Source organism: Asticcacaulis sp., assembly GCF_020217185.1.
Classification (GTDB): Bacteria; Pseudomonadota; Alphaproteobacteria; order Caulobacterales; family Caulobacteraceae; genus Asticcacaulis.
This window is the reverse complement of sequence record NZ_JAIWNX010000163.1, coordinates 1-10000: the sequence shown is the minus strand read 5'-3', so window position 1 is coordinate 10000 and position 10000 is coordinate 1. Positions and strand designations below refer to the sequence as shown.

At 61.9% G+C, this 10000-nt stretch carries 11 protein-coding genes; 3 read left to right on the top strand and 8 right to left on the bottom strand.

Annotation, left to right across the window (positions count from 1 at the left end):
• Nucleotides 1-121: 121 nt before the first annotated feature.
• Genes LDL37_RS08130 through LDL37_RS08120 form a run of 3 tightly spaced genes read left to right on the top strand, consistent with a single transcriptional unit; the run spans nucleotide 122 to nucleotide 1691 of the window.
• Nucleotides 122-664, top strand: a complete 543-nt coding sequence (locus LDL37_RS08130) for a disulfide bond formation protein B (protein WP_290796527.1) — start codon at nucleotides 122-124, stop codon at nucleotides 662-664.
• A gap of 11 nt (nucleotides 665-675) precedes the next feature.
• Nucleotides 676-1245 carry a demethoxyubiquinone hydroxylase family protein gene (locus tag LDL37_RS08125; protein ID WP_290796524.1) on the top strand — a complete coding sequence of 190 codons (570 nt, stop codon included), beginning with the start codon at nucleotides 676-678 and terminating at the stop codon, nucleotides 1243-1245.
• A complete protein-coding gene (locus LDL37_RS08120; RefSeq protein ID WP_290796521.1) occupies nucleotides 1242-1691 on the top strand; it encodes a DUF1003 domain-containing protein in 450 nt (149 codons plus the stop codon). Before LDL37_RS08125 ends, LDL37_RS08120 begins: the two co-directional genes overlap by 4 nt.
• Nucleotides 1692-1725: 34 nt before the next feature.
• Here LDL37_RS08120 and LDL37_RS08115 read toward each other — a convergent pair whose 3' ends face one another.
• The 8 genes from LDL37_RS08115 to rpsK all read right to left on the bottom strand — a co-directional run.
• Complete coding sequence (locus LDL37_RS08115; RefSeq protein ID WP_290796518.1) at nucleotides 1726-3141, bottom strand: Do family serine endopeptidase; 1416 nt, start codon at nucleotides 3139-3141, stop codon at nucleotides 1726-1728.
• A 225-nt stretch (nucleotides 3142-3366) separates the two neighbouring features.
• Nucleotides 3367-4641: a TCR/Tet family MFS transporter gene (locus LDL37_RS08110; protein ID WP_290796515.1), complete on the bottom strand. Its 1275-nt coding sequence runs from the start codon at nucleotides 4639-4641 to the stop codon at nucleotides 3367-3369.
• 10 nt (nucleotides 4642-4651) lie between these two features.
• Nucleotides 4652-5911 carry a TCR/Tet family MFS transporter gene (locus tag LDL37_RS08105; protein ID WP_290796512.1) on the bottom strand — a complete coding sequence of 420 codons (1260 nt, stop codon included), beginning with the start codon at nucleotides 5909-5911 and terminating at the stop codon, nucleotides 4652-4654.
• A gap of 157 nt (nucleotides 5912-6068) precedes the next feature.
• Nucleotides 6069-7301: an ectonucleotide pyrophosphatase/phosphodiesterase gene (locus tag LDL37_RS08100; protein ID WP_290796510.1), complete on the bottom strand. Its 1233-nt coding sequence runs from the start codon at nucleotides 7299-7301 to the stop codon at nucleotides 6069-6071.
• A gap of 129 nt (nucleotides 7302-7430) precedes the next feature.
• Complete coding sequence (locus LDL37_RS08095; protein WP_290796507.1) at nucleotides 7431-7583, bottom strand: hypothetical protein; 153 nt, start codon at nucleotides 7581-7583, stop codon at nucleotides 7431-7433.
• Nucleotides 7584-7904: 321 nt separating this feature from the next.
• Nucleotides 7905-8321, bottom strand: a complete 417-nt coding sequence (gene rplQ / locus LDL37_RS08090; protein WP_272740523.1) for a 50S ribosomal protein L17 — start codon at nucleotides 8319-8321, stop codon at nucleotides 7905-7907.
• Between the two features lie 300 nt (nucleotides 8322-8621).
• On the bottom strand, nucleotides 8622-9638 hold the full coding sequence (locus tag LDL37_RS08085; RefSeq protein WP_013478482.1) for a DNA-directed RNA polymerase subunit alpha: 1017 nt from the start codon (nucleotides 9636-9638) through the stop codon (nucleotides 8622-8624).
• 72 nt (nucleotides 9639-9710) lie between these two features.
• Nucleotides 9711-10000: 30S ribosomal protein S11 (gene rpsK, locus LDL37_RS08080; protein ID WP_290796501.1), on the bottom strand; the 290-nt coding region annotated here is incomplete at its 5' end.

Here is a 10000-nt window from a genome sequence, read left to right as displayed (position 1 = left end):
GGCTTGAGCGGAATGATTATAGAAATCATTCCGCTATAAACCCCTCACACAGCCGATTGCCCCGGTCGTGCGAAGCATTTAAGGTATGAAGGCTTTGCGTAACCAGAGGTGACCGATTGTGATGAAAGCTGTGCTGTTTTTTAGCCGCTGGTGGTCGGTTATTGCCCTGATCAGCGCCCTGTGTCTTCTGGGCGCGGCGCACGCCTTTCAGACCTTTGGCAATCTCAATCCCTGTCATCTGTGCCTGAAGCAGCGCGACATCTACTGGATCGCCGTCGGCGTGTCGCTGGCGGCCACGGTATGGGCGGTATTTACAGGGGCCAAGGGCCCGCCGCGCGTCTTTTCCTTTGTGCTGTTTGCCATCTTCGCCACGGGCTGCGCCATCGCCATCTTCCACATGGGTGGCGAAGAAAAGTGGTGGGCGCTGCCGGCCACCTGCACCGGCGTGTCGGACGAGGTGTCGATTGATTCCATCGCCGCCATGCTGTCCGGAGGCAAGTTCAAGGCCCCGCAGTGCGACATTGTGGCGTGGCGCTTTCTGGGCCTGAGTATGGCAGGGTGGAACGCCATCATTTCCGGCGCGCTGGCGATCCTCAGCCTGATCGCGTCCCTGCGCCTGCAACTCTATTACCGCCTGTCCCAGCGGCAGGCAGGCAACGCCTGAGAGGCCTGAACATGACCGAAGCCGCGCTCCGCCAAACCCCTCCCAAGCCCGGCGCGGGCGAGCGTCAGCGCCGCCTGCACGAGATTTTGCGCGTCGATCACGCCGGTGAACTGGCGGCCGTGCATATCTATCGCGCGCAGGCCGCCGTGTTTGCCGCCACACCGCACGCAGGCTTAAGCGACGATCTCAAGCGCATGGAGGGCGAGGAGCAGGTGCACCTCGACCGCTTTGAAACCCTGATGCGCGACCATCAGGTCCGCCCGACCGTAATGACGCCGGTGTGGCGCATGGCGGCGCTGGGTCTGGGGGCTGCGACGGCATTGCTGGGCGAAAAGGCCGCCCACGCCTGCACCGAGGCGGTCGAAAGCGTTATCTCGGAACACTATGCTGAGCAGATCGCCGAGACTCAGGCGCGCGACCCGGAACTGGCCGCCGAACTGACGCAGTTCCGCGACGATGAACTGCGCCACCACGACCACGCCATCGAAGAAGGGGCGCACGAAGCCCCCTTCTATCCGTTGCTGTCGGCGGTGATCAAGGGCGGCTGCAAGCTGGCCATCAAGATCAGCGAGAAGATATGAGCCCCGTCCCGCTGCCGCCGCACCGCGCCGAAGACCTGCGCAATCTGGGGGCCAAGGCAGCCGACGGCATCGCCGCCATCGTCGGATCGTGGCGCTTTATCATCATTCAGTCGGTGCTGCTGTTTGGCTGGATCGCGGTCAACAGCGTGGCGTGGATGCGCGGCTGGGACCCGTATCCGTTTATCCTGCTCAATCTGGTTCTGTCGTTTCAGGCGGCCTTCACCGCGCCCATCATCATGATGTCGCAAAACCGCCAGGCCGAGGTGGACCGTCAGAAGGCCGACGCCGACTACCACGTCAATATCAAGGCCGAAGAAGACATCTGCGGCCTGCATGAAAAGATGGACCTGCTGCGCGAACAGGACGTGGCGCGGCTCATCGGACTGGTCGAGGCGCTGATTGAGGATAACCGCGCGCTGCGGGCCGAACTGGCGAAGCGGGACTGATCGCCGCCCTCACTGTCGCAAGGGCGGCGGTTCATCAAAATTGAGCGGTAATATTCTGACCGCCGCGGCTGATGGTGATGGTGAAGCGGCGCGCCGACTTCATCACCGACTCCAGTTGCGCCGTCGAGGTGATGGCCTGCCCATTGACCTCCCTGACGATATCGCCTGGCCGGAACCCCGCTGCCGCCGCGTAGGAACGCCCGGACAGGGCATAGATCATCACGCCCTTCGACGCCACAAACGGATCGAGCCCGATCTCATCGGCGACGGCCGGCGACAGATTGACGACGGTCGCCCCATTCAACGGGAAGTTGCCGCTGAGGGCGCGCTGATCCTTCGGCGCGCCGCTGGGCGGAGACACGCGGGCCGTCAGGCTCAGCTCCTTGCCCGCGCGCAGCACCTTCAGCGCCGCCGCGTCATTGGGATTGAGCAGGCCGACGCGATAGTTCAGCGCCTTGGGGTCGTTGACCGCCTCGCCATTGATGCCAAGGATGACGTCGCCGGTCTTCAGCCCTGCCTTGTCCGCCGGACCGCCGGGATAGACGTCGGAGACGAGGATACCATCCGGACGCGACAGGCCCAGTGAGCGGGCGATTTCGGTGGTCATGCCATCGCCCTTGGCCCCCAGCCACGGCCGCACCAGCGTCGATTTACCGCCCAGCGCCGTATCGACCGCGCGGCGCACCATCGCCGCCGGGATGGCGAAACCGACGCCCGCTGAGGAGCCTGAGCGCGACAGGATGAACGAATTAATGCCGATCAGGCGGCCGTCCATATCGACCAGCGCCCCGCCGGAATTGCCGGGATTGATGGCGGCGTCGGTCTGGATGAAGGCCCCCTCGCCCTGCCCCACATCGGTGCGGTCCAGCGCCGAGATAATGCCGTTGGTGACGGTCTGCCCCACGCCGAACGGGTTGCCGATAGCCAGCACCAGATCACCGACCTCAAGGTCGTGGCCTTCCTGAAGACTGATGGTCGGGAATTTCTGCCCGGTGGTGTCGAGCTTGAGGATGGCCAGATCGCTGCGCTCATCGGCCAGCAGCACCTTGGCCGGGAATTCGCGGCGGTCATTGAGCACAACCATGAATTCCTGACCGCCCTGCACCACGTGGTTGTTGGTGACCACAATGCCGTCGGCGCGCACGATGACGCCGGACCCCAGCGACTGCTCGACGCGGGCCTGCGGCACGCCGCCGCCAAACAACTGCCAGAAGGGATCGACCTGCTGACGGGTTACGCGGCGCGCATAGACATTGACCACGGCAGGCGCCGTCTGCTTGACCACGGGCGAGAAGGACGACTTCATGGCACCGGCATCGCCCGGCACCTTGCGCGTCGCCGGGGCCGGGGCCTGATTGAAGCCCTGATAGTCCTGCGACTTGCCCTCCCCCGGTGAACAGGCGGCCAGCACGGCGCAAACGGACACCAGCAGGGCGGATTTCAAGGTCATGGTGATCTCTTTGGCTCTTATCGTCATAGGGACTAATGTAAAAACCAAAATGGCGACTTCAAGGCCGCAAGGTTTGGCCACGAAAACACGAAAAGCACAAACACGGTTTTTACCGACAGCGCGAAGCGCCTTTGGGAGGCGCGTGCCGCAAACCGGGCAAAGGCCCTGCGGGCGAAAGGCAGGGGTCTGGCGTTCGTGCTTTTCGTGTTTTTGGTGGCTAAACCCTCAGAACAGCGGTTCGTGGTCGTGGTGCACGGGCTTGGCTGTGGTCGGCACCGGTTCGTCCTTTGAGCGATCGCGCACGCCCAGCGCCATCAGGAAGGCCACGAGAAGCACCACAGCCGCCGAGAAGAAGGCCGCCCCAGACCACACCTTATCCACCCCCGGTCGCGTCATCACCGACAGGATATAGCCGAAGACAAACGGCGCAATAATCCCCGACAGCGACATCAGGCTGTTGACCGCCCCTTGCAGCAGGCCCTGATCGCCCGCCCCCACGCGCGTGGTCATCAGCGATTGCAGGGCGGCATTGGTCATGCCCCAGCAGCTCATGATCGGAATGGTGATCAGAAATACGCGCCAGTCGGTATTGTAGCCATAGCTCATAAAGCCCACGACGCCGCACAAAAGGCCGATAACCAGAGTCGCCTTTTCGCCAATGCGTTTGACGACCATACCGGTCAGCCCGCCCTGCACGATCACCGCCCACACGGCATAATAGGCCATGGCCAGACCGACCTCGCGCCCGCCCCAGCCCAGACGGTAGCTGGCATACAGCACAAAGGTCGCCGGGATGACGTGGTGGGCGAAGTTCGACACCATGCTGATCAGGGCCAGGCGCATGACGCTTTTGGCCTGCCACAGGAAGAGGATTGAGCCGATGGGATTGGCGTTCTTCAGGCTGAACGGCTTGCGGTGATCCTTATCGAGCGATTCCGGCAGGACCAGCGCGCCGTAGAGGGCATTGAGCAGGCTTAAGCCGCCCGCCACCCAGAAGGGCAGTCTCAGGTCGATATGGCCCAGCATCCCGCCCAGCGCCGGGCCCATGACGAAGCCGACGCCAAAGGCCGCACCGATATAGCCGTACATCTGCGCGCGTTCGTCCGGCTCGGAAATGTCGCTGATATAGGCATAGGCCGTGGTGATCGAGGACGAGGTGACGCCATTGAGCAGCCGCCCGATCAGAAGCCACATCAGATTGCCGCTCAGCGCCATGATCAGATAGTCGAGCGCCAGCCCCAGATTGGACATCAGGATGATGGGGCGGCGGCCGAAGCGGTCGGACAGCGACCCCAGTATGGGCGAGCAGACGAACTGCGTGAAGCCCCATAGGGAGTTAAACACCCCGCTCCACCAGCTTGCCGCCGTCACCGAGCCGACAAAGGTTTCAATCAGGCGCGGCAGGACCGGTATGGCCAGCCCCAGCGCCATCATGTCGAGACAGACGGTGATGAAGATGAACATCACCCCCGGTTTGAGATGTGCTTTCACGCCCCCCATGTCGCCTCGGTCAGTGTACGGGGCCGGACGGCGGCGCGCCGTTGCCGTTGTGGCGAATGGCGGCCTTGACGCCGGCGGCGATCAGCAGGGCGATGCCCAGAATGGCGGCCGCCAGCACAAAGGGCGCGCCGGCGGTCACCGGCCCGTGGGTCGAGGCCACGGCAAACACCGCGCCGAAGGTCAGGGGCGCGAAGATGCCCGCCGCCGACATCAGGCTCATATTGGCCCCTTGCAGGGTGCCCTGTTCCTGCGGCGCGACCTTTGAGGTCATCAGGGCCTGCGCCGCCGGACCGGTCAGCCCCCACAGGCTCATCAGGGGGATAAAGATGACATAGGCCTGCCAGGTGGGGGCAAGGCCGTAGCCGAGAAAACCGATGACGCCGAAACTCAAGCCCACCAGCATGGCTTTCTTTTCGCCGATGGCGCGCACCACGCGCCCGGTCAGACCCGCCTGCACGATGGCGCTGCACACGCCCACCGCCGCCAGCGTCCAGCCCACCTCCTTGGGGCCCCAGCCGAAGCGCAGGGCGGCATAAAGGACGAAGGTCGTCGGCAGGACCTGATGCGCGAAATTGACCGTCAGATTGACCAGAGACAGGCGCAAAACATCCGCATTCCGGCTGAGGAAGGCCAGCGCGCCCAGTGGATTGGCGGTGCGCAGCGAGAAGGGCTTGCGGTTTTCCGGTGGTAGCGATTCGGGCAGGACAAACAGGCCGTAGCAGAAGTTCAGCAGGCTTAAGCCCGCCGCGACGTAAAACGGCAGGCGCGGATCGACATCGCCCAGCACGCCGCCCAGCAGCGGCCCCAGAACAAAGCCCAGACCAAAGGCGGCCCCCATCATGCCGAAATATTTGGCACGGTTTTCCGGCTGGGTGACATCGGAAATGTAAGCATAGGCAGTGGAAATACTGGCCGAGGTGATGCCGTTGATCAGCCGCCCCAGCAGCAGCCAGCCCAGCCCCGGCGCCATGGCCATCAGCAGGTAGTCAAAGCCCAGACCGAAGTTCGACAAAAGCACAATGGGCCGACGCCCGAAACGGTCCGACAGCGCACCAACGATCGGTGAGGAGATGAACTGCATCACGCCCCACAGCGAGCCGAACAGCCCCACCCAGTAACCGGCGGCCGAGACATCACCGACAAAGTCCGCGATCAGGGCGGGTGTCACGGGAATAATCAGCCCCAACGCCACGATATCGAGGCAGATGGTGACAAAGATAAACGGGACCGCCGCCTTGTGAGGGCGCGACAGTTCGGGGATTCCGCTCACGTTCCAGCCTTGCAGACGAAATAAAACAGCGGACCTACATAGGTCAATTCGCTACGCTTGGCTAGTGCGGCCTGCGATTTCGACGCGGCATTTTGTTCGATCAACAGATTGTTTTTTATGAGTTATTCTGTGAAATCCATTGCGCGTCATCCCGCACCTATCTGAGGGCAGGGGCCACATCGCGCAAATGGCCGTCCGACGGCTGCGGCTTCAGGTGCATCAGACGCATGATCAGCGGATAGACATCGACATTGTCAAAGGTCTTCAGCGTCACGCCCGGCCGGATATCGGGACCGAAGACGATCAGGCGCGTAAACATCTCCGGATTATAGGGATCATAACCGTGGCTGCCGCCCTGTGGCTTCGGCATCCAGTCGTCGCGCGAGGGAGCGACGATGTAGCTGCCCGGATTGGCGAGGCAGACGATCGGCGGCACGCGGCGGTGCGTGCCGTAATGGAAGCGCGCCGGGATGTCCTGTTTGCGCCAGCACTGCATATGGGCGTGCGGTTTCAACAGCGCGGCTTCGACGATCTTTTCCTGACCCACATTGGGGGTGAAACCGGCCGCCTGACCGCCAGAGACCGTCGCGCTGTTGGGTGGCAGCAGGTCCGCCACCTTGATAAAGGTTTCCGGCTTGTGCTGCGTCATGCCGTGGTCGCCGACGATGACGATATTGACCTTGCCCCACAGGCCACGCGCCTTGAGACCGGCGATCAGGTGGCCAATCCCCTCGTCCACTGCTTTCAGCGAGGCGGCGACCTCCGGGCTGTCGGGACCAAAGTCGTGCCCCGCATGATCAACGTCGCTGAAATAGAGGGTCAGGGCCTGCGGACGCTCGGCCTCAGGTACATCGAACCAGGCCAGACCGCGATCAACCACCGTAGTGGGCGGCAGATGATCTTCAAAAGCGGCGTATTTATAGGGCCGCGCCCCGTGGATTTCGGCCTCCGAGCCGGGCCAGAACATCGTGGCCACCTTCACGCCCTGACGATTCGCCGTCACCCAGAAGGGCTCGGCGTCGTTCCACCAGAAGCCGTCGGTTACCTGCTCGCGGTCCGATAGCCTGAAGGTCACACCGGGGCGTTGCGGGTCGCGCATGGTGTTGCCGACAATGCCGTGGTGGTCCGGCCGTTTGCCCGTCACCAGCGTGTAGTGGTTGGGGAAGGTCAGGGACGGAAAGCTGGGGCGCATCGGGCCGGTCGCCCCATTGTCGGCCAGATACTTTAGATTGGGCGTCAGGCCGCGCGTGTGATAGTCGGCGCGCCAGCCATCAATCGAAATCAGGATCAGGGTGTGGCGCGGGGTCGGCGTTTGCAACGGCACACTGGCGCAGGCCGACAGGATAAGCGCGGCCAAACCGCAAAGCCACAACCGCCACAGAGTTCGCATCGTCAACGCCTTTCACACATCTGCTTTCATAGGTAACTAGCGGGCATGACAGGTCGATGACAAGAGGCCTATGCGCAACAAAAAGGCCCCCGGCAGAACCGGAGGCCTGTGTTCAGAAAGGCGGAGGCCTCAATCGCAGGCGCGACGGGCATCGAGCACGGGCTGATCGAAGACTTCCGGCGCATGGCTCGGTTCGGTCTGGTCGGGGTAGGCGTATTCCGTCATCGCTTCGGACAGGGCGAGCGCGCCGCCGACATCAGTGGTCCGGGTATCACTCAGCATGTAAACCTCCTGTTGGGCTTTGGGAACGTCTGCCAATTTCGTCTCTAGAGCGGGATAATTTTAAATGGAAACATCATCCCGCTCTAAATTTTTGTTTTGTCGCGATATTTTTGTCGAAAACCGCTCACATTTTTCGACATATCGCTCTAAGCCACGCTCAGACGAAATCTGCATCTGAACGATAGGGAATAAAGTGGCGCTAAGACAGTCACAGTTGCGCCTCAATCGTTCACAGGCGCGTTAACAGAGGTTGATCGAACGTAAAAAAGGCCTCCGGATCGCTCCGGAGGCCTGTATTCAAAGGGCTGTGTGCCGTTTGACCTATTCTTCGCCCGCGTCGGCGGTGAAGACCGGGCCCGAATCCTGACCCTTGGCCGACTCGTCGCGATCGACGAATTCGATGACGGCCATGGCGGCGTTATCGCCGTGACGGAAACCGGCCTTCATGATGCGGATATAGCCGCCGTTGCGGTCGGCATAGCGCTTGGCCAGCACGTCGAACAGCTTGCCAACCTGCGTCACGTCACGGACGCGAGAGATGGCGATACGACGGTCGTGCAGGGTGCCCGACTTGGCCAGCGTGACCAGCTTTTCGACGAAGGGACGCAGTTCCTTGGCCTTCGGCAGGGTGGTGACGATCTGCTCGTGCTTAATCAGCGAGGCCGACATGTTGGCAAACATGGCGATGCGGTGCGAGGTGGTACGACCGAGTTTACGGTAACCGGAACCGTGACGCATAATAATTCTCCATAAGACCACGCCGCTACTTTCGGCTAGCATGGCCCCAAAAACAGGCCCGAAGCTCAAGGCCAGAAGGTCTGCATGACCCCTGCCCGCTCCGAACGTCCGCCGGACGATGCGTCCTTTGGAAATTACCGGGACAAGGTTTTGGTCTTTCCCGGTAAGTCGAACGTGAATTTCGTGAAATTCACCTTCTATAAAAAGCGAAAGCCAGGCGACGGGCCGTCCCGAGCCTGGCTTTCACCATCTTGATAACCACATCTCGATATCGCGTAGCGAGATCGTGATGTGAGGTGTTTAGATTTGATCTTCGAACTTCTTGGCGAGGTCCTCAACATTCTCCGGCGGCCAGTTCGGCACATCCATGCCGAGTGACAGACCCATAGATTGCAGGACTTCCTTGATTTCGTTCAGCGACTTGCGGCCGAAGTTCGGGGTACGGAGCATTTCCGATTCCGTCTTCTGGATCAGGTCGCCGATATAGACGATGTTGTCGTTCTTCAAGCAGTTCGCCGAACGGACGCTGAGTTCCAGTTCATCGACCTTCTTGAGAAGGGCCGGGTTGAACGGCAGCTCAGGCTTGCCTTCTTCGACGATGGCCGGCTTCGGCTCTTCAAAGGTGATGAAGATCTGAAGCTGATCCTGAAGGATGCGCGCGGCATAGGCCACGGCGTCCACCGGCGTCACCGCCGCATTGGTTTCAACGTCGAGCACCAGCTTGTCGTAATCGAGCGACTGACCCTGACGGGTCGGCTCGACGCGGTAAGCCACCTTCTTGACCGGCGAATAGAGGGCGTCAACGGCGATCAGGCCGATCGGCGCGTCTTCCGGGCGCAGACGGTCGGCGGGGACGTAGCCCTTACCGGTCTGAACCGTGAACTCCATACGCACCGAAGCGCCTTCGTCCAGCGTGCAGATGACGTGGTCGGGGTTCAGCACTTCGATGTCCGACGGGACGTCGATCATGCCCGCGGTCACCGGACCAGCCGACGACGCGCGCAGAACCATGCGCTTGGGGCCTTCGGCGTGCATACGCAGCGCCAGTTGTTTGATATTGAGGATGATATCGACCACGTCCTCACGAACACCCTCGATGGAGGAGAATTCGTGAACAACGCCGTCGATTTGTACCGCCGTCACCGCCGCCCCTTGCAGGGAGGACAGGAGTACGCGGCGCAGAGCATTGCCGAGCGTCACGCCAAAGCCGCGTTCCAGGGGTTCCGCGACAAGACGCATCTTGCGCTGGGAATCCTGACCGGACTCGATTTGGGGCTTCTCGGGACGAATAAGCTGCTGCCAGTTTCTTTCGATCATTGCGTCCCTCAGACGAGAAAGGTTGCCCTCAGCTTCACGCCGAGGGCAACGGAAAAGGGGTAGAAATCGGTATTAAACGCGACGACGCTTCGGCGGACGGCAGCCGTTGTGCGGGATCGGGGTCACGTCACGGATGGTGGTGATCGTGAAGCCGACGGCTTGCAGCGCGCGCAGAGCCGACTCACGGCCCGAACCCGGACCGGCGACGCTGACTTCCAGCGTCTTCACACCGTGCTCGATCGCCTTCTTGCCGGCGTCTTCAGCGGCAACCTGAGCCGCGTAAGGGGTCGATTTACGCGAACCCTTGAAGCCCATGTGACCGGCCGACGACCACGAAATCGCATTACCCTGCGCGTCCGTGA

Excerpts from the sequence above, each read along its gene's own strand:
- LDL37_RS08130 (WP_290796527.1), top strand. The coding sequence starts at position 122 with ATGAAAGCTGTGCTGTTTTTTAGCCGCTGGTGGTCGGTTATTGCCCTG.
- LDL37_RS08125 (WP_290796524.1), top strand. The coding sequence starts at position 676 with ATGACCGAAGCCGCGCTCCGCCAAACCCCTCCCAAGCCCGGCGCGGGC.
- LDL37_RS08120 (WP_290796521.1), top strand. The coding sequence starts at position 1,242 with ATGAGCCCCGTCCCGCTGCCGCCGCACCGCGCCGAAGACCTGCGCAAT.
- LDL37_RS08115 (WP_290796518.1), bottom strand. The coding sequence starts at position 3,141 with ATGACCTTGAAATCCGCCCTGCTGGTGTCCGTTTGCGCCGTGCTGGCC.
- LDL37_RS08110 (WP_290796515.1), bottom strand. The coding sequence starts at position 4,641 with ATGGGGGGCGTGAAAGCACATCTCAAACCGGGGGTGATGTTCATCTTC.
- LDL37_RS08100 (WP_290796510.1), bottom strand. The coding sequence starts at position 7,301 with ATGCGAACTCTGTGGCGGTTGTGGCTTTGCGGTTTGGCCGCGCTTATC.
- LDL37_RS08095 (WP_290796507.1), bottom strand. The coding sequence starts at position 7,583 with ATGCTGAGTGATACCCGGACCACTGATGTCGGCGGCGCGCTCGCCCTG.
- rplQ (WP_272740523.1), bottom strand. The coding sequence starts at position 8,321 with ATGCGTCACGGTTCCGGTTACCGTAAACTCGGTCGTACCACCTCGCAC.
- LDL37_RS08085 (WP_013478482.1), bottom strand. The coding sequence starts at position 9,638 with ATGATCGAAAGAAACTGGCAGCAGCTTATTCGTCCCGAGAAGCCCCAA.